This window comes from Bifidobacterium sp. 7101, from assembly GCF_000499285.1.
Lineage (GTDB): Bacteria > Actinomycetota > Actinomycetes > Actinomycetales > Bifidobacteriaceae > Bombiscardovia > Bombiscardovia apis_A.
Window position 1 is genome coordinate 176,371 of record NZ_AWUN01000001.1, and the last position, 22,196, is coordinate 198,566.

Here is a 22,196-nt window from a genome sequence, read left to right on the forward strand (position 1 = left end):
GACAGTCCCATGCGGGCCAGGTCTGTGACCCTGCTCTTGGTTAACCGCTCAATCGCTGATGGCAGGACTCTTGATAAAATCCTGCTATTCTCCACCGTATCTGACAGGCAATGGAGTTGGTGGATATGCGCGCTGAGCGAGAGTCAGATATCTCACTAATCAAGTGAGGCGTCTAATCGGATAAGGCGTTTATGGCATCCAAAGTGGTGGGTGCAGACAGCATTGTGAAAAAGCCGCCGGCACTGCCTCATTCAATCGGCAAATGGCGGCGGCTCTCATCAGCGCACTGGTGGTCAGAGCATCTGTATCAGTTCGCCCACATCCTGAACGACCAGCTGGAGGTTGAGCCCGGTCAGGACAGCCACCACAATCCAGGCCAGGAAAGCCATCCATCGAGGGTTGGCGTACTTGCCCATGATCTTCTTGGAGGAGGTGAACCAGACCAGGGGGATCATGGATATGGGCAGGGCCACGCACAGGAAGACCTGGGAGTAGACCAGCAGGCTATCGAGGGCGGACTCCTTGCCACCGAAGGCTATGGTGCAGATCAGCACGGGGATGATGGAGATCACTCGGGTGACCAGCCTGCGCAGCCAGAGAGGAATCCTCATGCGGATGAAGCCCTCCATGACGATCTGTCCGGTCAGAGTGCCAGTGATAGTTGAGTTCTGACCTGAGGCCAGCAGGGCTACAGCGAAGAGGGTGGAGAGCAGTCCGGAGGCGACCGGCCCGGCGATGGTCTTGTCACCGAGGGCGTTATAGAGGGCTGTGAAGGTGTCCAGTCCTTCGCCGTGTCCGAAGAACATGGCCGCACCCAGTACCAGCAGCAGGCAGTTGACCACAAAGGCGGCGGACAGCTGGATGTTGGAATCCCAGGTGGCGAAGCGGACCGCGTTGGCAACCTGACGGTCGTCGCTTCGATCGAAGTCGCGAGTCTGAACGATGGATGAGTGCAGATAGAGGTTGTGCGGCATGACCGTGGCGCCCACGATGCCCAGAGCCATGGTCAGCTGTCCGTTGCCCAGGATGGCCTTGTCAGGGATGAATCCGCGGAAGACCGCCGGCAGGTCCGGCCTGGCCAGAAAGACCTCGTAGAGGAAGACTGCCATGATGACCAGGATCAGAGTGGCCACGATGGCCTCGATGCGTCGGAAGCCGATCTTGGTCAGCAGCAGGAGGATGAGCACATCCAGGACGGTTAGTGTTACGCCTACGATCAGCGGAATGCCAAAGAGCAGCTTCAGAGCGATGGCTCCGCCGATCACCTCGGCGATGTCGGTGGCCATCACAGCCAGCTCCGTGCAGATCCAGAGGGCGAAGCTGAGTCGGCGGCTAGTGTGCTGGCGTGTGGCCTGGGCAAGGTCCAGACCAGTCACGATTCCCAGCTTGGCCGACATGTACTGCAGCATCATGGCGATCAGGCTGGAGATGAGAATGACGCTCATGAGCAGGTAGCCGTACTGGGCGCCGCCGCCGATGGACGTGATCCAGTTGCCTGGGTCCATGTAGCCGACTGCCACCAGAGCGCCCGGGCCGGAGAAGGCTGCCAGATTCTTCCAGAAGGAGGAGGTTGAGTTGGGCACGGAGACCGTGGCGTTGATCTCCTCCAGGGAGCGCCCATTGGCCGTCTCGATGATGGGATGGGATTGGTGCTGCCGGCTGGACGGCGGATTCATGACTTCGGATCCCGCTGGACTGGCGGACCCTGAGGCGGGTCGGGTCTGAGTGTTCGGCATGTCACCTTCCTTGATTCTGGACCATGGCGGTCGTGTGGCTGGCTATAGACTTCGACCCTTCGAAGTCTAATGGCGCTTGATGAAGAATACCAGAGGTGATCTGTGACAATGTCGAAATATGCCTGCGGGGTTACCTGCGGGTCGTGCCATGGAGCTGTGCTATAGACTGTGGAGCATGGGAATTGCCGAACTGTCTTCCAGCGCCCAGGATTACCTCAAGGTCATCTGGGACCTTCAGGAATGGGATCAGGGCCCTGTCCAGCCGACTGCGGTGGCCGATAGGACGGGCATGAAACAGTCGACGGTATCAGGAGCGCTGGCCCGTCTGGTCGATGCCGGTCTGGTCACCCACAGGCCTTACGGCAAGGTGGAGCTGACTGAAACCGGTCGTCGCTATGCGGTCACCATGGTCCGGCGCCACCGGCTGCTGGAGACCTTCCTGGTGCAGGTCCTCGGTTATGGCTGGGATGAGGTGCATGAGGAGGCCGACAGCCTCGAACATGCCGTCTCCGACAAGATGGTCGACCGCATCGACGAGTATCTAGGGCACCCCACCATGGATCCGCATGGAGATGCTATACCCTCACCCGAGGGGGACCTTCCGCCAATACCTACAACCATAAGGCCTCTTTCGGAAGTATCTGCAGGGACGACGGTAAGGGTGCAACGAGTCAGCGACGAGGATTCACAAATACTTCGTGTACTCAGCAGTTACCACATAGGACCTGGCAGTCTGGTGCAGGTGAAAAGTAAGCAGGCTGATGATGAATTAGCCGTAAGCCCGACGGAAATGCAATCCAGATCCGGCTCGGATTCGGGCGACATTCTTGTGCTGTCTAAAGAACAGGCGGCACTGATTCAGGTCAGTTTTATCTGAATAAAGAACCACTTGGTGATTCGTTGTATTGAATCGCATCACTGTTCGCTGTGGTTGACCTCGTGCTCTCGTTGATGACGGTGAAGATACGCGAATAGGTTTGAAGTATGAATGTAGGCTCTTCTGTCGTTTTTCGCTAGAACATCGAGAACAATACCCGCGATGATGGATAACAGACCTACAAGGATCAACAGTACCGATCCGATAAGGGTAGGAATACGCGGGACCGATCCTGTCTGCCAGAACTCAAGCATTACCGACAAGAGAAAACCGAAACCGATCAGGTCTATCAGCAGTCCGCATCCTCCAAAGAAGGGAAGAGGTTTGTATTCCCTGATCATTCTGAAAATGGTGGAAAGTACGCGGATCCCATCGCCCACAGTGTTGAGTTTGCTGTGGGAGCCCTTAGGACGATCGCGGTACTGAACGGGCATTTCGTACAGCCGTAGATTCCTGTCCAGGCTGTGTATGGTCATTTCCGTTTCCACTTCGAATCCATGGGACAGGATTGGGTAGCATTTAACATAGGTAAACGAAAAAGCCCGGTATCCCGTCATAATATCCTTGACTTGCGCATGGAAAATGCCGTTGATTGCCGAGCGAACCAATCTGTTGCCGACGTTATGGAAGGGTCTTTTGTTCTCTTGGAAGTAGGTGGAGCTCAGTCGGTCGCCTATCACCATGTCATAGCCTTCGAGGATCTTGTCGACCATGGCGGGAGCGCTTTCCGCTGGATAAGTGTCATCGCCGTCTGCCATGACATACACGTCTGCATCGATATCTTCAAACATGGCTCGTATGACATTGCCCTTGCCTTGGCGCGGTTCCGGTCGGACTACTGCGCCCTTGGATTGTGCTATGGAAGCTGTTTTGTCTGTGGAGTTGTTGTCGTAGACGTAAATGGTCGCCGTTGGAAGTGCTTTATGGAAATCGTCAACGACTTTTCCTATCGTCTGCTCTTCGTTATAGCAGGGCAAGAGAACGGCAATGGTGGTTTCTTCCAAGGCAGGCTTCATGGTTAACACTATACATATAGGGATTCTCAGATTGAGGTCGATATGGGATTATGAAATTTGTGGGCAATAGCAGAGGTATACCCATTGCGCGTACCGCGCTCAGGTTAGCATAGACCACATGCAGCAGCTATTTGAAACTGGACCTGATGTCTGGAAGCAACTTGATGGCTTGAGCAAACGGCAACGTCGATTGGTTATTTCAGCAGTCAATTATCATTCGTTGATGCAGCCTGGTCGAGAACTGCTCTACAAGATCTATATGGGTGAAGACTGGCAGTATCCTCGCTTGACAGATACTTCGACTTTGAATGGTTCTCTAACCAAGGGAGCCGGACTTAAACCTATAGTCGAATTCAAAGCCAGGTCAACATCCAAGCCTAAGACTGCCTTCACTCCTCACTATTTTGATTCGCATCATCAACTGGTTGACTGGAATGAACGGTATGTGTTACTTACTCCGGACGATGCCACTGATATGACAGTCAAGGCCCGGAATCTATCCGCCCGCTTGCCCATGCGCAACCAAATTTATAACTACTGTGAGCTGCATTTCCCGCTTCTGTTTGATCAAGTTCGCGAATTGCTCAGGTGTAAGCGCGAGAAAGCGGGATACCGGGCTATTGAGACTTATCGTCCCGATTCAACCAGCGACCTGTTTGCTCGTGGTTCCGTGCATCATCCAGCCAGTCCCATCGAACCTGGGCAACCGGACTCTTCGGCTCCCAAGGCTGTCATTATCGCTATGCATTGGCTGCAGCCAGGGGGAGCCGAGCGTTGGGCCATGGAAACAGTTGCTTTGGCTCGTAAAGCTGGGCTATTGCCTATCGTCATCACCAACAATGACAGTCATCAGCCATGGATCGTCAGCAAGGACTTGGATGATGCCCTCGTCATCAATCTGACCTTTCCTGCACAGGAGGGCATCGGCGACGTACCCCTGCTCAGGGCTCTGTTTGAGCAGTACAACATTCGTGGCGTCATGATTCATCACAATCAGTGGATGTACGACCGGCTCTGGTGGATCAAGCGGTACTACCCGCATACGTTCATTGTCGACTCACTGCACATTCTTGAATACCATGACCGCGGTGGCTATCCCAACCAGAGCGTGAGCCGTGACCCATACATCGATCTACACCATGTCATTTCACCCCAACTGCAGGATTGGTTGGTAAATCATCATGGTATAGCGGCGAAAAAGGTGGTTATGGCGCCCTTGGTTGGTCTGACTGCCGATCAAATGCATCCAATGTACAAAGACCGGGCGCAACAGGGTGTCTTCCATGTTGCCTTTGTAGGGAGGATGACCAGGCAAAAGCGCCCGGAGGCATTTATTAATGTCGCTAAGGAAATGGAACGTCGTTTCCCGGGTCGTTTTCGCTTTATCATGCATGGCAGCGGCGATATGGACTTGGAGGTACACAAGCTCCTTGAGAAATATGGCTTGGATCATGTAGTGGAACGTCGTGATGTCTCTCAGCCGGTTTCTACAACATATGATTGGGCGGACGCTCTGCTGATCACCTCGATCAATGAGGGCATTACTCTTACGACCATCGAGGCTATCAGCCGAGGCATGCCGGTGTTGAGCGCAGATGTCGGTTCTCAATCGACGCTGGTTCCTGTCCAGGGGCTTCTGCCTCGAGAATCGCTAGGCCTTGTCCGCCAATCGGCCCGTTCCCTGCTGAGGATGAACGATCATGAGCAGGATCGCAGTCGGTTGTGGGCGGCGGAGCTGGAAAGGCTTCAGGAGTTTTCAAGGAAGGAATCGGCCGACTCCTTCTTCACCCGGATGTTGGGAGAATGGGCACAGTGATGAATGCTGTAGATAACCGACTGAATGTGGCTGCTGTCGTCGTCACCTTCAACCGTCTGGAAAAGCTGAAGAAGGTTCTGGCTTCTCTGGAATCCCAGACCTTCCTGCCCAAGGCTCTGATCATCGTCGACAATGCTTCGACTGATGGGACTGCAGATTACCTGCATGAATATCAGGACGCATTCCCCTTGGGAGGGAAGGTAGAGCTTCGCATTGTCACCCTACCAAAAAACGTGGGCGGGGCTGGCGGCTTCTCCGCTGGCATGCGCGAGGGCTATCGGATGGGCGTCGACTACGTATGGATCTTCGATGATGATGGGTATCCTGAGCCAGATGCTTTGGAAAAGCTGCTCGCAGGCTACGAACAAGCGACCAAGGCTTTGAGCCCGGATATCCCTTTTGCCTGCTCCTTGATCAAATATATCGATGGGACCATTTCAGAAATGAACAATCCTGTGCCTACCTGGGACTGGGGTCGGTTGCGGGCCATGGGACTCAGGGATCTGGTGCTGATCGATCAGGCATCTTTCGTATCCGTACTCATCCCACGCTGGGTTATGGAAGCCTACGGTCTACCCTACAAGGAGTACTTCATCTGGTTTGACGATGCTGAGTACACTCTTCGTATCTCCGGAGACTGTCCCGGAGTCCAGGTTCTCGATAGCGTAGTGGTGCACGATATGGGTGAGAATAAGGGGGTCAATTTCTCGATGATCAACGAGAAGAATGCCTGGAAGTTCGCCTATGGCATCCGCAATCAGGGATCCTACAGATTGCATCACAAGAGCCCGGTTCATTACTTGCTCTTTTGTGCTCAGGTTTGGTATGCCATGCGGTCTGGGGGAGTCGACAAGAAGTTGCGTCGGCAGATGTACTGCAAGATGATTGAAGCCATAAGGTTCAACCCATCAATCGATTATCCGCAGTTGTAAGCAATCCGGAGAGACTAATGACCAGCAAAACGAATAGACCATGCGTGCAAAAGTTGCGCTGCTTTTTATCTGTGGCCGTAGGAATCCTTTGTGCTCAGTCTTTGGCGTTTAGGAACGTGGATTCTACAGCGTTCGATAACTTCGCCAATTTAACAGCTAAGGGTTTGGATTCAATTGCACAGTTTGGCCCAGCTGGTTCTATCGCTCTTGCTGTGTGTCTTGGAGTTTTATTTTATCGGTTTTATCCGAATTTTAATCATGCAGGAAAGAGAGATCAGCTGATTTCTGCAATTCTTTCTTTCTTCTTGGCTCTTTCAATTGTTGTACCGCGTCTAATGAAACTGCCTAATGTGTCTTTCGACAGTTATCCGAATTATGTGGGTGGTGTGCCACAGTGGCACAAACCGATCTTTTGGATGGTTGCTAGTGTCCAATTGCTGACAATTGGTTTTACTCTTGCTGTTATTATCTGTTGGCTAATGCATAAAGCAGCTAACTTTGTTGAGTACAGGAACACAGACGATGCGTCAAATTCTATCCCACCTACAAACCTCAATATCTGGGAAAGAGGAGTTCGCTTCTTTGATGGCAAACCTAAACACATGACCGTGGCTACCTTGGCCATGGTTCTATGTTGGGTACCTATGCTCATAATTCAGGGTCCAGCTATTATAGGCGTGGATTCTATGGTGCAGTTAGTTCAGTTTCGTACAGGACATGTTTGGGATCCCATGACGATGGCTGAATTACCGGGATATGCGGGACAGGATCACCACCCTTTTTTTGATACTTATATATATGGACTATTTGATGAACTTGGGTTATGGCTTGGTCAGGAAATTCTGGGTTTTCGCATTCTTATAGCATTGCAGAGCATAGTGGCGGCCTTTGCGATAGTTGTATCGCTAGTATGGATTAAGAAAAGAACAAATCTTCCAGATTCCTGTATTTGCGTCTGTTGGTGCCTGGCAGCAATATTGCCAGCCTTTCCTATGTATATGAGTATTGTGCTCAAGGATTCAACCTGGGTTTCCATCTTTCTCTTATGGATGGTGGCTTTCTTCGAAGTGATATATCGGTGTAACAATAGCCAGGCAGTTGGCTGGAAATTAGTGCTGTGCCTTGTTGTGCTCGGTCTGTTCTCAGGTCTAACAAAAAAACTGGGAATCTATGTTACTACGGTGTCGCTTCTATTAGCGATAATTGTTGTTAGAAAGCAGCTCGTCGCTTTCTTGATTTCTATGCTTGTGCCTGCTGCTCTAGTGATTGGTTTTGTGCCCATAGTGGTGCTTCCCGCGCTGAATATAGCACCAGGAGGTCCCCAGGAGACCATTTCTGTCCCTATTCAACAGCTGTCGAAAGTAGCGATACTTCATCAAGATGAGTTATCAAAATCCGATCGACAAGCGATTGACAAAGTTCTCGACATCGATCATTTAAAACCCTATTGGCAACCTGATTCAGCTGATTATGCCAAGCACTATGGGTATAGGCTGAATGCTAGTTCGTCTGACAGGAAAAACTTTATTTTAACTTGGATACGTCTATTTTTCCGCTACCCAAAGGATTACATTGCTGCAGTGCCTTATCTAATAAATCCATTTGTATATGGAGATACCTATTACTATAGCGGACCCGTTCGCTGTGGCTGGTGGGAAGCAGGTGGGTCGCAGATCCTTACTGAGTATCCTGAATGTGGGCTAAGTTATACACAAGGCAAGATCGCTATTCCGTTAACGAACGCATTGAATAAAATCCCGCCGTTTTCTTTTATTGGCAGTGAAGCTCTATACACTGTATGGATCCCTCTGGTGGCATTAGGACTAACTATATCAATCAGGCGTTATAGGAACCTTTGTTACCTGATTCCTATTGCAGTATCTTGGTGCAGTTTGTTATTGTTGCCAGCGCATCAGGCACGGTATACACTTAGCTTTCTTTTTGTTTTCGCACTTACGCTTGCAGTGCCATTTGTCCAGATACTCACCAATGAGCGCGATATAAGCAGTTGAGATCGACTTAAAAAATATCCAATCAACACTTTCTTATGGTCATCTGTTCACTGCTGTTTTACTAATGATAAATCTGCGAAGGGGATGGGTGAGCAATCTGTCGATCAGCATAGCAATAACGTCAAGAACAGCAAAGATGAGCAATCCCGTAACTATAAAAGTTAAAACGAAACCAGTCTTGCTGGATATGTTTGGTAGCCAAGAAGCGACAACGCCCCAGATGAATCGGAATCCGAATGTGTTCTCGTGCAGGAGGTAGACACCGAAGGTCCCGGCTGATACATGTAGTAGGAAAGTGCTCCACATGTGCGGAAGGCGGATCTGAGGTAGCCGACAAGCTGCCACAAAAAAGCAAAAGGCGATGCAGATAGGCAGTATTTGCAGACCCTGATGGATTTGTGCCGTCCATGTCAGTCTCTGTGCCCAGTAGGATTCTGACAAAACAAAATGATTGAACTCCAGCATGAGTGCTGTACATAATACTGTGCAGACGGCCAGTACGCCATTGGATATGGCGCGCAACGAATCTCGGTAGGTCTGGATATAAGCGCCGATGATATATCCCAGAACGGCATAGACTACATTGTTCCAGTGATTAGCTCGACTGAAAAACAGGGGCCAGGTACCGATGAACATAAGAAGAGCGATCAGCCCAAGAACCTGCTTCTGGGACATGTGAGCATATACAGTATTGATGAATGGGCTAAGAAGCAACATGAGAATGTACGCATCTATAAACCAGTAGCTATTGTACAAAAATGGGCACAAACTCCACAGGACTGTATCCAGGGTCTGTGAACCAGATAGCAGCTCATTCGTGCCGAACGGCAGGGGTCGGAATTGCTTGGCAACGATCGCAATTACTAAGCATAGAACTGCATAGAGAAACATCTGGAACCAGGTTGAGAAAATTCGCCTCCACGAAAATTGTTTCTTGACCAAGAAATATCCTGATATCATGAAGAAGATTGAAACCCCTACTTGTCCGTATTGAACAATAGTGAAACTGATTGCAGATTTCCAGCCTGGGTACATAGGCAATACGATGCGCGAGACCCCGTTAGTGAAATCAACGTGGATAATCATATGACAATAAACGACAAGCAGCATTGCCAATATGCGTAGGAGTTCGATATTGAGGCTGCGACCTGATCGGCCTGTTACCTTATCCGGTTGAGACATCACTTTGATCTCCCATCGAGATGACATGAATACGTCACAGGATAATGCCTGGTGCCTACCTGAAGCAGCAGCTGTAAAGTATCAACAAGCCGTTGTTATTTGTGAGGATGCCGGGTAAGAAGGATAACTTTCACGGCTGTTTGGTAGTCTGTACGCTTGTGAGAAGCATCGTAGATAGATTACGCCAGCGATACCACTATTCATTGGTTATCCTGCGTGAGCTTGTCAAGACCGATTTCAAGCTCAGGTATCAGGGCTCCTTCCTTGGGGTTGCCTGGTCCGTTCTGCAGCCGCTGATGCTCTTCGTGGTTATGTATCTGGTATTCGCCAAATTCCTCAGGATGACCGACGGTACGCCGACCTATCCCGTTGTCCTGCTTCTGGGCATAAGCTCCTGGCAATTCTTCAACGAGTCAACTTCCATAGGCCTGCGTTCTATTGTGGATCGTGGCGACCTCCTGCGTAAGGTGCATTTCCCAAATTATATTGTGGTCGTGTCAGCCACCATGGGGGCGCTGATCAGCTACGGCATCAACCTGATTGTGGTTCTCATCTTTGCAATCTTCTGCCGAGTGCATTTCACTTGGAGGGTCCTGTTGCTGCCCATCAGCGTATTCCAGTTGTATATCCTTGCATTGGGCTTTACGCTGATCATGGCTACCATGTATGTCTACTTCCGTGACGTGTCGCATATCTGGGACGTGTTGCAACAGGTGATCTTCTATTCCATCCCTGTCATCTATCCTTTGACGGCGGTCTCGGGAATTCACCATTGGTGGGGTCCTGTCGTAGCCAAGCTGCTCCTGCTCAACCCCATCGCGCAATCCATCCAGGATATCCGGCATTCATTCATCGCCCCGGAAACGACTCCTACTGTATGGAACCAGATCAGCAATCCCTTCGTGACCATGATCCCCATCCTGCTCACTGTGATCATGGTGGTGCTGGGTGTATGCGTATTCCGCAAGTACAATCGCAAATTCGCCGAGGTGATGTGATGAGCAAGGCTGGGGAACCAATCCGTCAGAAAAAAGACGATCGGCCCGTGGTCCTGTCCGTGGAGCATGTGGACAAGGTCTTTCGGCTGCCTACCGAACAGGCCACAGGACTCAAGCAGGCCTTTATCAACTGGACCCGAGGAATCAAGGGATACAAGGAGCAGCAGGTGCTGCAGGATGTGTCCTTCCAAGTACACCGGGGCGATTTTTTCGGCATCGTCGGGCGCAACGGCAGTGGCAAGTCAACTCTGCTCAAGCTGATTTCGGGCATCTACTATCCTGAGCGCGGTCATATCTCCTATACAGGCAAGCTGGTGCCCTTTATCGAATTGGGGGTAGGTTTCAACCCGGAGCTGACGGGCCGCGAGAACGTCTATCTGAACGGAGCCCTGCTGGGATTCACCCGCAGCGAGGTCGATGCCATGTACGATGACATCGTGGACTTCGCTGAACTGGGCGAGTTCATGGATCAGAAACTGAAGAACTACTCCAGCGGCATGCAGGTGCGCCTGGCTTTTTCCGTGGCCATCAAGGCCCAAGGTGACATACTGATCCTGGACGAGGTTCTGGCCGTCGGTGATGAGGCTTTCCAACGTAAATGCGATGATTACTTCACCGAGGTCAAGAAGGATCCCAACAAGACGGTCATCCTGGTCACCCATGACATGGGCGCTGTGAAGAAGTACTGCGACCGGGCGATCCTGATCAAGGACGGCCATGTGGTGATCAATGGCGACAAGGATGATGTCGCCAACCGGTACACCTTGGAGAATCTCAAGGCCACTGACAAGCAATCAGACGGCAAGAAGCAAGGAGATGAATACCCAACCGGTCTGAGCGCTCAGGTACCTCTCCTGCGAGCCTATCCGGTATCATCCTCGGTCTGCAAGAGCTCGGATACCTTCCGTTTTGACGTGGAATACGACTGCGCCCAGTACGACAATCTCTATATGGCCATCGCCATGCATGACACCCGGCGTGGGGGCATAGCCTATGACACGGGTTCCGATGCCATCCGTCTAAAAGCCTGTGGGCATCAGGTGGTGCATTGTTCGGTGCCCTTGAATATTTTCAACAATGGCGAATTCCGTCTCGTCGTGTCCCTGCGCGTGAGAGATGCAGCGCAGACGGACAAAAATGCCCCCACAAAAATGATTGCCTTCACCAATGACGAGAACTCCTGTGTCTTTGCCATCAGAGACAAGCGAAACAGGGAATACGCCTTGTTGAGCGACCGTGGGCTGCAGATCAGTCTCTTGGGCGAGGAATCACTCTAAACCTTTCTGTTCCTGTAGCACTTTCGATAGAATCGGAACATGAGTCACGAGAGTTGGGGAAAGAGGAGCATGGATTCCCCAGATGAGCCCACCGTCAGGGTCGTAGCCTTGGTGCTGGCCGGTGGGGTTGGCGCCCGTATGCGCGGGCCGGTGCCCAAGCAGTTTCTGGTAGTTCGGAACAAGCCGGTATTGGTCTATACCCTGGAAGCTTTTCAACGAGCAGTGGCTGTCGAGGACATCATTGTCGTATCCCTGCCCGAGTGGACAGGGATTGTTGAGCAATATGTCAGAGATTGCGGCCTGACCAAGGTCCGGTCTGTCATACCTGGAGGTGCCAGCGGTTTCGAATCCATTCGTTGTGGCTTGCATTATCTCGAGAAACAGTATTCGCCTGAGGACATCGTTCTGATCCATGACGGTGTTCGCCCCTTGCTGACTGAAGAAGTGATCAACGCCAACATCGCCGGCGTGGAGAAATACGGCAATGCCGTCACTGTAGTGCCGGCTACTGAGGCTTTGCTTCATACCGATGACGGCCAGTCCAGCAGCAGAGTGGTTGAACGCTCTCACATCATGCGAACCCAGACCCCACAGAGCCTGCGTCTGCGCGATCTTTCACTTATTCATCGCCAGGCTGATGAGATGGGCATTCATGATTCAGTAGCTACATGCACGCTGTTGATTGAGACTGGTCACGTGGTTCATGCGGTAGCAGGTGACAATTCCAACTTCAAGCTCACCAGTCCTGAGGATGTGGCGCTCTTCGAGGCCTATCTCGATGCCAAGGGAATGGCCTGATGGACGGGGAAAGACGAGTCGATGCAGACATTCTGAAGCAGGATGTGAATGATCTGGCCGATGCTCACCTGGACCTGTGGCGGGAGCTGGACGGCTGCAGAATACTGATTACCGGCGGGACAGGGTTCGTAGGTTCCTTCATTCTGCATCTGATGGCTGCTTTGTGTCGTCGCCATGGCTTGCATATCGATGTTCTTGCACTGGTCCGAAATCGGAAACATCTGCGAGAAGTTTTAGGTGACGATTGGGAGGGCTCATGGCTGAAGGTCTTGGAGCAGGATCTTCGGGCTCCCTTCTCTCTGAAAAGCGAAGGACCAATAGAGTATTGCATCCACGCAGCTAGCAATGCCGACCCCGTGGCCTATCAATCCGATCCCTTGGGAACCATGATGACCAATGTGGTTGGGACTGATCAGATTCTGCAATATCTGGCAGGCCTGGACGCTAAGCCCTTCCGGATGGTTTATCTGTCCAGCGTTGAAGCCTATGGGGGTCATAGCCAGGAGGGGATCCTCGAGGAGAAGGACAGGGGAAGCTTTGACCCGGCAGTGGTCCGCAACTGCTATCCGATCAGCAAGTTAGCTGCCGAAAACCTTTGTGCAGGGGCACGCCTGCAGCTTGGTCTTCCTGTGACTGTGGCGCGTATGGCCTATCTGTATGGGCCAGGTGACCGTCTCGACGATCCCAAGATCATCACGCTTTTTCTGCAGATGCTTCAAAAGGGCAGGGACATCGAAATGCACAGTCCTGGTCTGCAGCGACGCAGCTACTGCTATATCAAAGATGCGGTTTATGGCATCATGTTGCTTCTTTTGCGTGGCCAGGATTCGACATACAACATCGCCAATGGCGGGGAAGAAGTCACCATTGCCGGGGTGGCCCAGCAATTGACCCGGCTTTTTGGACGCCCGGGCGGGCTGGTGCGGTATGAACAGCCTGATCAGGATGAGCTTGCGCGCTTCTCCCCTCCGGAGGACAATATTCTTGATACTTCCAAAATACGGGCTCTAGGATTTGAGGCAGAGGTCGGATTGGCGCAAGGACTGGAGCGCACCGGTCGGTATTTTGGCATGCGGCCGTCAACATTGCAGACCGGGAATGTAGCGAGGAAAGGCATGGACAATGAATAGCCGTCTGATCGCCGGCATCAAGGGGCGCCTGCCCATCTCCTCACGGTCTTTGCGAGGCTTCCGGGCGCAGGATGATGCCAGATATGCCCAACTCCTTCAGGTGATTGATGATCAACGGAAGGCCCTGGATAAAGCTCAGGAGAGTCTCGATCGCCTGGAGAAGCAATGCCGTGCGCTGAATGAAACCTTGGAATACGTCCATGATTCGAATAGCGTCATGTACTGGCAGCTGTTCCGGGGAGATCATGAGACGACTGAGCAGGCACAACTCAGATTCTTTAGAGGACTGCCCAAGGCCGAAGGTATTCATTCGCTCTTCCAGGATGCGGAGGCCAGGCTGTTCGAACTTTTTGATCAGTTTTGCCGGGATCATGAGATCTCATACTGGGGTACCGGGGGTACAGTGCTGGGCGCCTTCCGCCAGCAGGATTTTATCCCCTGGGATGACGATATTGACGTCTACATCACTCGTGAACAGTTGAGTCGGTTGGAAAAAGCCGTGCGTGAGGATGGGCGTTTCCGTGTCACGGTCGTCTGGGACTGGTATGTGCCTTGCAAGCAGATCAGATTCCGGTCTATAGATGAGGCCAACCCCTGTTTTGTTGATCTTTTCCCCCTGGATTGGGTATCTGGCGATCCGGAGGATGCATGGCGGGTCTGCACGCAGGAACGTTTACAGTTTGTCCAGGAAATCCGCAAACAATACCAGAGTTCCTCCTGGAGCCGCGATATTTATATTTCCGGCGCGGATCCTCTGATACCCGCCTTGGAATCCGACCTGCACGCACACCTTGAAGATCTGGCGACTCGCGTATCCATCCTGCCCACAGCCGATGGCGCTACAGGATTGATCAGGGGTATCGAAAACATCGATGAGGTGCGTCCATCCGGTCCCTACTTCACTGGCGATTGGACCGGTTCGACAACGCTGTCCTTCCGTGGAATCTCCGTTCCAGTGCCCAGGAATTATCGTGAGTACCTGAGTAAGGCCTATGGCGATTACATGGCTCTGCCGCGCGACATGCATTCCCATGAGCATGTCGCTGATGAGTACATTGCCTCGCCCGAATCGGTACGAGCCATGCGTCGGATGCTGTCGACTAACGGGGAACGGGCCCTTGGCGATGAAGAACGAAAGTGAGGCGTCCGGGCTTCGTTCGGGCAGTGTTGAGGACCTTCAGTCGTCCGGGCTCTCATGCCTGATGGTGACGGGGGGTGCCGGTTTCATCGGTACGAACTTTGTGCGTTATGTGCTGGCCCACCATCCTGGCACGCACATCGTGGTTTACGATCTGCTCACCTATGCAGCCAAGATGGATAACCTCCATGGCCTTATTCCCGATCGAATCGACATGGTCCATGCCGATATCTGCGACTCCGAATCCGTGGAACGGGCCATCCGCCAATATCATGTTGATGCCATCGTTCATTTTGCGGCTGAGTCGCACAACGATAACTCCATCCAGGACCCAGCCCCCTTCATCAGGACCAATCTCTATGGCACCTACGTTCTGCTGGAGGCGGCCCGTCGCCACGACCTCCGCTTCCATCAGGTATCCACTGACGAGGTTTTCGGTGATCTTGACTTCGATGATCCGCGCCGCTTCACCGAGGCCAGCCCCTACCGGCCATCGAGTCCATATTCGGCCACCAAGGCAGGGGCGGACCATCTGGCGCGTGCCTGGTGGCGCACCTACGGGACCCGCGTGACCATCTCCAACTGCTCCAACAATTACGGTCCCTATCAACACATCGAGAAATTCATTCCTCGGCAGATCACCAATATTCTGTCCGGAATCCGTCCGCGAATCTATGGCCAGGGTCGAGCAATTCGAGATTGGATCCACGTGGAGGATGATTGCCGGGCCATCTGGAGCATCCTGGTCCATGGAGTGCCGGGATCGACCTACCTTATCGGCGCTGATGGCGAGTTGAGCAATATGGAGGTGCTCAGTATGATCCTGCGCCTCATGGGGCGCGGGCCCGACGAATTCGATTTGGTGGCAGATCGCCCTGGCGGGGATCGAAGATATGCCATCGATGCCGGAAAGATACGGCGAGATCTGGGTTGGCAGCCTTTGCACCGAGACTTCGAGCAGGGTCTGGCAGAGACGATTGACTGGTATCGTCGTCACCGCAAGTGGTGGGCAGGTGACAAGCAGGCGGTCGAGGCTCGTTATCGGGCGCAGGGACACTGATATTTGTGGCTGTACCACCCTTGGATGTAAACTAGTCAGGTTCCCATCGTGGCCAGAGGACCGTTCTGCCACGAATGGCGTGCAATACACCCTCCTGTCACGGAAGGTCCGTGACCTGTAAGTCCAAAGGAGGTGGGTGATGTCTGCGCATAAGTATGAATTGATGTTCATTGCCGATCCGGCCATGGATGAGCGCTCGCTGAAGAAGTTGACCGACCAGTATCTCGAGGTGGTCACCAAGGAAGGCGGCTCCGTCGACAACATCGATGTCTGGGGTCGTCGCAAGCTGGCCTACGAGATCGATAAGCACAAGGAAGGCAACTACGTGGTGGTCGAGTACACCTGCGAGCCTTCCGCCAGCGCTGAGCTCGATCGTGTGCTCAATCTGAACGAGTCCGTCATCCGCACCAAGATTCTTCGCAAGGATGACAAGTAAGCAAACAGCAAAGGGACGTCGGAGCGTCGGCTGACATTTGGCCCAGCAGGCCCATTCCCAAGTCCTCATTCCGAGGAAAGGTCGTGACATGGCAGGAGATACATACATCACCGTGGTGGGTAATCTCACTGCGGATCCGGAGGTGCGTACGACCTCCAACGGAGGCACGGTGGCCAACCTGACCATCGCGTCCACGCCCAGGCAGTTCAACAGGAACTCGGGGCAGTGGGAGGACGGCGATTCGCTCTTCATGCGTTGCTCGGCCTGGGATTCCACTTATAGTCCCATGGCCTCCAACATTCAGGCCAGCCTGACCAAGGGCATGAGGGTGATCGCTCAGGGTCGTCTGGTGCAGCGCTCCTATCAGGATCGTGAGGGCAACAACCGCACGGTTGTGGAGCTGCGTTTGGACGAGATTGGGCCCGCACTGACACGGAATACCGCACAGGTCACCAGGAATGCCAATACTGGTGGCGGAGGATCCCGTGGTGGCTTCGCTGGATCCAACAACGGCGGCTACCAGGGTGGGGCTTCCTACCAGGGCGGCGCCGGCGCGGCATCGGCCCCTATGGGCCGTCAGCAGCCAGCGCAGAGCCAGCAGGCCCCTGCTCAGGATCCCTGGTCATCGACCGGGTCCGGCGATTCCTTCGGATCCTTCGGGTCCACCGGCGAGTTCGGTGGTTCCGGGGACGAACCCGAGTTCTGAAGTTTCATAGCGTCATCATTCATTTAAGGAGTACCAATGTCACGTAAAAGGCCGCAACCGCCGGTCAAGCCCTTCAAGAAGAAGCCGAATCCTCTGAGGGCCGCCAAGATTCATACCATCGATTACAAGGACGTGGCTCTGCTGCGCAAGTTCATCTCTGACCGCGGCAAGATCCGTTCCCGTCGTATCACCGGTGTCACCGTCCAGGAGCAGCGCGAGATTTCCAAGGCGATCAAGAACGCCCGCGAGATGGCCCTGTTGCCCTACGCCACCAACGGTCGCTGAGGGAGGTCAGGATTATGGCTAAGGAAACCAAGGTTATTCTGACCGATACCGTGACCGATCTGGGTCACAAGGGCGACGTTGTCGCAGTCAAGCCCGGTTATGCGCGTAACTTCCTGATTCCCCAGGGGCTGGCTTTCGCCTGGTCCAAGGGTGCAGCTGCGCAGATCGAGTCCCTGCAGCGGGCCCGTCGCGCCAAGTCCATGGCCACCCGTGAGGATGCTGTGGCCGCAAAAACCGCCATCGATGGGCAGACCGTAGAGATTGCAGCCAAGGTGTCCGATTCGGGCAAGCTCTTCGGCGGCATCTCCAGCGATGCCATCGCCCAGGCTCTTCGCCCCCTGGCCGACGTGGATCCCCGCGCCATCTCCGTGGAGACCATCAAGACCACTGGCGAGTTCCCGGCAACCGTAGCTCTACACCCCGAGATCTCGGCCGCTTTCACAGTCAAGGTCGTCGCTGAGTAGCAAATACGACCTATCCCATGAAGATTCTTTGAAATAAGGATCTGGGCTTAAGCAGGAGGCCTTCCCGCAGCGGATATATGCGCGGGAAGGCCTCCTTTGTGTTTCGGGGATTGCTCGTTTAGAAGTTGCCGCCGTTCCAACCCCAGTCGGTAGTGGCCGTGTAGCGGATGTAGGTGCGGTCCTTGGGGATGGACAGCTCTGATTCCAGCGTGTCCATGATGGTCTTGGTCAGGCTTTCCCAGGCGGACTTGGGAACGTCGCTGCCGAAGACGTTCACCTCAACATAGGCTGCGGGCTTGCTGTCATCACCACCAAAGTAGATGGGCATGTCCGACTCGAAGGGGCACATGAGCCAGCCTTCGGACTTGCCAGGGATAGCGGTGATGGCCTTGCCGTAGGCGGTCTTGATCCGCTCGCGCTGTTCCGCGGTGATCGGTGTGCTTACGTGAGTGTGGATAACGGGCATGGTACTTCCTTTCCGGTCCGTCGGGTATGACCAATCAGGATGATTCGGTACGCCCGGCGGATGGCTACTATTCCCGTCCCATAGTAGCCTCGGACGGGCTGGTTCAGCGCCAGCCGAAGGGCCGGTGACGCAGGGACCAGGCACCCAGACGGTGGGCCACCGAACGCGGGTTGACCGGCTTGCCCGGCGCTGGCGCGTCCAGCAGCCACTTGCGGATCAGGAAGTTCCAGATGGCCACCACCACGGTGGCCGTGATCTTGGCGATGTTGGCGTAGAGCAGGTATCGGGCGTGCATGGTAGTGATGGCGTCCGGGGGCAGCATGGCAGTTCCCATCCATAGGATCACCTCGTTGATCCCCAGACCGATGACTGAGGAGACCAGGAAGACTGTCATCTCCATCCACCGGGCCATGTCCTCCCGATGCTTAAAGACGTAACGCATGCTGGCCAGATAGTTGAAGACCAGTGAGATCAGGAAGGAGATGGCCCCTGCCAGGACATTGTTGAGATGCGGCCCCATGATCAGCAGGTTCATGATGCCGATGTCGATCAGGAAGGCGATGATGCCTACGATGCCGAACTTGAGCAGCTGTCCGATTAATCTACGCACGGTAGCCCATTCAATCATTCAGCCTATGCTGGTGGGGTACCAGGAGCCGCTTGTGCGCAAAAGCCTTACGTTACGGCCTCAGGCGGGCAGCTCTGTCAGAATGGGCTCCTCAGTGCTGTTGCGGATCTGACGGAAGCCTACAAAGGCGATGGCCAGCGAGGCCAGAGCCAGAGTAGTGACTACCCCGAACCCGCCCTGGGATCCGTAACGGTCGATGAACTGCCCTGCTACAGCAGAACCGGCCGAGGATCCGATCGAATTCATGGCGCTCAGCCAGGCCATACCTTCGGTGAAGCGGATGGGCGGCACCAGGTGGAGCATGAGCTGGTTGCCGTTGATCCAGGTGGGTGCCTGGCAGACGCCGATGATCAGGTAGATGACCATGATGGTCCACAGATTCCTGGCGAACATGAAGGTTCCGATACCCAGGTTGACCACCAGCAAGCAGAAGTAGAAACGTTTCCAGAGTGGAATGGTCCAGTTCTTGGCCCCGTAGAGCAGGGCGCCGACCAGGGAGCTGAAGGAGAAGCAGGCGAAGACGAACCCGGTCATCTGCTTCATTCCTTGCTCAGTGGCGAAGGCGATGATGGAAATGGACGCCGCGCTCTGGAAGGCTCCCAGGCCGAACCAGGTGGCGCAGACGGCGATCATGCCAGCGCTCCAGAAGGCACCGCTGTGGCCGTTCCCGCCCTCCTGGGCCCGTAGACGAGCCACCTGCTGAGCCTGCCGTTCTCTGTATTCCTTGCGGGTGATGCCTTGGGCGCGGGCCATGTCCGTCTGCGAGGGCGGCTCGGTTTCTCGGCAGGAGAGGAACATAAAGGCTCCCACCAGCACGCAGATCCCGGTGAAGGAGAAAGCCAACACGCCTGAAATGACTGCCAGGATGGAAGCCAGTGGGTTGCCGATCACCCACATGGCCTCGTCGAAGACGCCTGACAGGGAAAGGGCTTGATTGGTGGCTCGGTGGTCACCGCGCAGCAGGTGCGTCCACCGGCTACGGCTCATGGCTCCCCAGGGCGGAATGGCCGCCATGAAGGGGGTGACTAGGTAGAGCACCCAGGTAGGTGCGTGGGCGGTGATGGCCGTGATCAGGACCGTGGCGGCCACGATCCAGACCAGAACCGTGGGGATGGAGACCTGTCGCTGGCCGAACTTGTCGACCAACTTGCCCAGCATGGGGCTGACCAGGGCCAGGGCCACGGCCTGGATGGCGGTCAGAGCGCCGGCCAGGGAATAGCTGCCGTAGTAGTACTGCACCGAGATGGTGATGGTCATGCCCACCATGGGGAAGGGCATGGAGGCAATGACCGACCCTACTGCGAACCGTGCCGTGTGTGGCAGCCGCAGGAGCGCTGAGTATCCTCCGAAGACCCTGTGACCGGCTTCGACCAGAGCCGCCTTCAATTGCCGTGGCATGGGCTGTTCGTCTCACTTTCCTTGGGTGTTTTCGCGGTCTCGAAGCATGTTTTTCCGCAGGACCTTCCAGATGCATGAAGGGATGTGGGGCTGCTGGGGGGACTGCTACAGTGGTAACCATATCGGCACCTGATGGGTGCCATTCGGATACAGATAATTCTACCCTCCGCCATGGTCACTTATGGGGCCTGCCGGGGAGTTTGGGAGGTGGGTCGTGCCTGCGACGACCATTCATTTCGTCCGTCATGGCCAGGTTGATAATCCCGATCACATTCTCTATGAGCGATTGCCGGGATTCCATTTGTCCGACAGGGGCAGGGCCATGGTCGAGGCTACTGCCCGCTTTATGGCCGAGGCTCCCGGCATGCGCGATCTGGCGGCCGTTTACTCCTCTCCGCTGGACAGAACCCGGGAGACCACGGCCATCCTGCTTGAGCAGATCAACCCCGCTCGTGTTCAGCACGGCTTGAAACCGCTGGAGCCTATCTACGATCGTCGTCTGATCGAGGCTGGCAACGAATTCCGCGGCAAGCGCATCGGTCACGGGCAGGGGGCCCTCTGGCGACCCTCCAACCTGCGGCTGATTCTGGATCTGCGCCGTCCCAGCTGGGGGGAGTCCTATCGGCATATCGCCCGACGAGTGGGGAATTTCGTCCGGCAGGTTGTTCGCAGCCATCCTGATGCGCAGGTCCTTGCCGTCTCGCATGAGTCGCCTATCTGGTCGTATCGTCATCTCTTGGAGACCGGTCACCCCGAGCACAATATGCTCCTTCGAGCCACGGCCCTGGCTTCGGTGACCTCCATCACCCTGGACTGTGAAACCGGCAAAGTACTGGGAATCGCCTATGCGGACCCGGCGGCAGGCGTGTAAAGACCGCTTGAGCGGCCTAGGATAGCTGGGGATACTGTCGTGGATGACTGTCCGAGAACCCGATGAAGGAGCGTGATGATCATGGTGGATGTACAGGCAAGCGCGGCGGCGATAGCCGGACGGCCCGCCCTGGCCCAGGCGGCTGAGCAGGGGGCCAGGCTGGTAGACCTTTGGCCCTTGACGAATGCCGAGCACCTGGCCAACGACGCCAAATATGCGGAAGACCTGCAGGTGCGCATCAGCATGGTGTTGGCGCAGCTGATGACGGGCGAGGATGTGACCATCCCCGACGCTGAATACGTCTATGAGGGCGCTGAGGACATCCCCGGTCGTCCCCAGGATTTGGTGGATGCACTCATGGCGGCCAACGATGCCATCGAGGCGGCTGCACAGGCGCAGGACGACCAGTCCCAGACGCTTGCGGATTTGGCTGAAACCTTGGGCAACGGTTGGGACCAGGCTCGGCAGCAGGATGTGGCTGCTGGTGTGGCCAAGGCTGAGCAGTCCCTGGATGATCAGAACAAATCTCCCGAAACCCCTCGGAACAAGGAGGGGGTGGCCCAGGTCCTGTCTACGAGTCTGGAGATCTGCCGGGACTTGCTTCAACGGGCAGGCGCTGACCCAGATCATGCTGCCGCCGCCGCACCGGTCCTGGTTTATGTCAATGAGCTCAACGAGCGACTGGGCATTCCCCGGGCCTTCCTGTCTGGCGAGGATGTCGTCCGCGCCCTGAAGGTACTGGATGATCCTGAGGCTTTCGCCGATCTGCTGGCCCCTCTAGTGGGCGCAGAGTGGGACCACCATCGTCAGGAGGTGCTCTGGGACCCCGAGGAAGCCAAGCGCAAGGCCAAGGAGGACGACGAGCGCAAGAGCCGTGAGGCCCTGCAGGCCAAATTCGCCCATGTGCCCGAGGACCCCAACAAGCCCCCCGTGGAACTCTGAGAACATCTGCCCCTCGCCTGGCCACAAG

General features: G+C 54.7%; 22 protein-coding genes. 16 read left to right on the forward strand and 6 right to left on the reverse strand.

Going from position 1 to position 22,196, the window contains the following annotated elements:
* Nucleotides 1-293: 293 nt before the first annotated feature.
* A complete protein-coding gene (locus tag P272_RS0100650; RefSeq protein ID WP_216476231.1) occupies nucleotides 294-1,736 on the reverse strand; it encodes an Nramp family divalent metal transporter in 1,443 nt (480 codons plus the stop codon).
* 175 nt (nucleotides 1,737-1,911) lie between these two features.
* Between P272_RS0100650 and P272_RS0100655 the strand changes: the two genes are divergently transcribed.
* Entirely contained in the window at nucleotides 1,912-2,613 is a 702-nt protein-coding gene (locus P272_RS0100655; protein ID WP_029677646.1) for a metal-dependent transcriptional regulator, read from the forward strand.
* A gap of 38 nt (nucleotides 2,614-2,651) precedes the next feature.
* Here the strand turns inward: P272_RS0100655 and P272_RS0100660 are convergent, their stop codons facing one another.
* The gene (locus P272_RS0100660; RefSeq protein WP_029677647.1) at nucleotides 2,652-3,629 is read right to left on the reverse strand and encodes a glycosyltransferase family 2 protein; all 978 of its coding nucleotides are present in this window, start codon (nucleotides 3,627-3,629) and stop codon (nucleotides 2,652-2,654) included.
* A gap of 118 nt (nucleotides 3,630-3,747) precedes the next feature.
* On the opposite strand from P272_RS0100660, the gene P272_RS0100665 reads away from it, so the two are divergent.
* From P272_RS0100665 to P272_RS0100675, 3 genes are read left to right on the forward strand one after another with little or no spacing between them, the layout of a single operon-like run.
* Entirely contained in the window at nucleotides 3,748-5,445 is a 1,698-nt protein-coding gene (locus P272_RS0100665; RefSeq protein ID WP_029677648.1) for a glycosyltransferase, read from the forward strand.
* On the forward strand, nucleotides 5,445-6,377 hold the full coding sequence (locus P272_RS0100670; protein ID WP_029677649.1) for a glycosyltransferase family 2 protein: 933 nt from the start codon (nucleotides 5,445-5,447) through the stop codon (nucleotides 6,375-6,377). Before P272_RS0100665 ends, P272_RS0100670 begins: the two co-directional genes overlap by 1 nt.
* Before the next feature lie 17 nt (nucleotides 6,378-6,394).
* The gene (locus tag P272_RS0100675; RefSeq protein ID WP_155804889.1) at nucleotides 6,395-8,389 is read left to right on the forward strand and encodes a DUF6020 family protein; all 1,995 of its coding nucleotides are present in this window, start codon (nucleotides 6,395-6,397) and stop codon (nucleotides 8,387-8,389) included.
* Between the two features lie 39 nt (nucleotides 8,390-8,428).
* Here P272_RS0100675 and P272_RS0100680 read toward each other — a convergent pair whose 3' ends face one another.
* Entirely contained in the window at nucleotides 8,429-9,571 is a 1,143-nt protein-coding gene (locus P272_RS0100680) for an acyltransferase family protein (RefSeq protein WP_052323065.1), read from the reverse strand.
* Nucleotides 9,572-9,729: 158 nt separating this feature from the next.
* Between P272_RS0100680 and P272_RS0100685 the strand changes: the two genes are divergently transcribed.
* The 10 genes from P272_RS0100685 (at nucleotide 9,730) to rplI (ending at nucleotide 17,863) form a co-directional block, all read left to right on the forward strand.
* Nucleotides 9,730-10,569, forward strand: a complete 840-nt coding sequence (locus tag P272_RS0100685) for an ABC transporter permease (RefSeq protein WP_029677652.1) — start codon at nucleotides 9,730-9,732, stop codon at nucleotides 10,567-10,569.
* Nucleotides 10,569-11,846 (forward strand): ABC transporter ATP-binding protein, encoded by a 1,278-nt coding sequence (locus P272_RS0100690; protein ID WP_029677653.1) that lies wholly within the window; start codon nucleotides 10,569-10,571, stop codon nucleotides 11,844-11,846. The genes P272_RS0100685 and P272_RS0100690 overlap by 1 nt, the downstream gene beginning before the upstream one ends.
* Before the next feature lie 111 nt (nucleotides 11,847-11,957).
* On the forward strand, nucleotides 11,958-12,644 hold the full coding sequence (locus P272_RS0100695; protein WP_253269648.1) for an IspD/TarI family cytidylyltransferase: 687 nt from the start codon (nucleotides 11,958-11,960) through the stop codon (nucleotides 12,642-12,644).
* Nucleotides 12,644-13,774 (forward strand): NAD-dependent epimerase/dehydratase family protein, encoded by a 1,131-nt coding sequence (locus P272_RS0100700; protein ID WP_029677655.1) that lies wholly within the window; start codon nucleotides 12,644-12,646, stop codon nucleotides 13,772-13,774. Before P272_RS0100695 ends, P272_RS0100700 begins: the two co-directional genes overlap by 1 nt.
* Nucleotides 13,767-14,915 carry a LicD family protein gene (locus tag P272_RS0100705; RefSeq protein WP_052323067.1) on the forward strand — a complete coding sequence of 383 codons (1,149 nt, stop codon included), beginning with the start codon at nucleotides 13,767-13,769 and terminating at the stop codon, nucleotides 14,913-14,915. The genes P272_RS0100700 and P272_RS0100705 overlap by 8 nt, the downstream gene beginning before the upstream one ends.
* A gap of 61 nt (nucleotides 14,916-14,976) precedes the next feature.
* Nucleotides 14,977-15,972, forward strand: coding sequence for a dTDP-glucose 4,6-dehydratase (gene rfbB, locus P272_RS0100710; RefSeq protein ID WP_044097620.1), 996 nt, complete (start codon nucleotides 14,977-14,979; stop codon nucleotides 15,970-15,972).
* 139 nt (nucleotides 15,973-16,111) lie between these two features.
* On the forward strand, nucleotides 16,112-16,408 hold the full coding sequence (rpsF, locus tag P272_RS0100715; RefSeq protein WP_015021308.1) for a 30S ribosomal protein S6: 297 nt from the start codon (nucleotides 16,112-16,114) through the stop codon (nucleotides 16,406-16,408).
* 88 nt (nucleotides 16,409-16,496) lie between these two features.
* The gene (locus P272_RS0100720) at nucleotides 16,497-17,114 is read left to right on the forward strand and encodes a single-stranded DNA-binding protein (protein WP_029677658.1); all 618 of its coding nucleotides are present in this window, start codon (nucleotides 16,497-16,499) and stop codon (nucleotides 17,112-17,114) included.
* Nucleotides 17,115-17,150: 36 nt separating this feature from the next.
* Entirely contained in the window at nucleotides 17,151-17,399 is a 249-nt protein-coding gene (gene rpsR, locus P272_RS0100725) for a 30S ribosomal protein S18 (protein ID WP_015021310.1), read from the forward strand.
* 14 nt (nucleotides 17,400-17,413) lie between these two features.
* Nucleotides 17,414-17,863, forward strand: coding sequence for a 50S ribosomal protein L9 (gene rplI, locus P272_RS0100730; protein ID WP_029677659.1), 450 nt, complete (start codon nucleotides 17,414-17,416; stop codon nucleotides 17,861-17,863).
* A 118-nt stretch (nucleotides 17,864-17,981) separates the two neighbouring features.
* Here the strand turns inward: rplI and P272_RS0100735 are convergent, their stop codons facing one another.
* The 3 genes from P272_RS0100735 to P272_RS0100745 form a co-directional block, all read right to left on the reverse strand.
* Nucleotides 17,982-18,329, reverse strand: a complete 348-nt coding sequence (locus P272_RS0100735) for a phenylpyruvate tautomerase MIF-related protein (protein WP_029677660.1) — start codon at nucleotides 18,327-18,329, stop codon at nucleotides 17,982-17,984.
* 103 nt (nucleotides 18,330-18,432) lie between these two features.
* On the reverse strand, nucleotides 18,433-18,939 hold the full coding sequence (locus P272_RS0100740) for a GtrA family protein (protein ID WP_044097621.1): 507 nt from the start codon (nucleotides 18,937-18,939) through the stop codon (nucleotides 18,433-18,435).
* Between the two features lie 78 nt (nucleotides 18,940-19,017).
* Nucleotides 19,018-20,355 (reverse strand): MFS transporter, encoded by a 1,338-nt coding sequence (locus P272_RS0100745; RefSeq protein WP_029677662.1) that lies wholly within the window; start codon nucleotides 20,353-20,355, stop codon nucleotides 19,018-19,020.
* A 214-nt stretch (nucleotides 20,356-20,569) separates the two neighbouring features.
* Between P272_RS0100745 and P272_RS0100750 the strand changes: the two genes are divergently transcribed.
* Together P272_RS0100750 and P272_RS0100755 are read left to right on the forward strand one after the other, a co-directional pair.
* Nucleotides 20,570-21,226 (forward strand): histidine phosphatase family protein, encoded by a 657-nt coding sequence (locus P272_RS0100750; RefSeq protein ID WP_029677663.1) that lies wholly within the window; start codon nucleotides 20,570-20,572, stop codon nucleotides 21,224-21,226.
* A gap of 81 nt (nucleotides 21,227-21,307) precedes the next feature.
* Nucleotides 21,308-22,168 carry a hypothetical protein gene (locus P272_RS0100755; RefSeq protein ID WP_155804893.1) on the forward strand — a complete coding sequence of 287 codons (861 nt, stop codon included), beginning with the start codon at nucleotides 21,308-21,310 and terminating at the stop codon, nucleotides 22,166-22,168.
* Nucleotides 22,169-22,196: the final 28 nt, after the last annotated feature.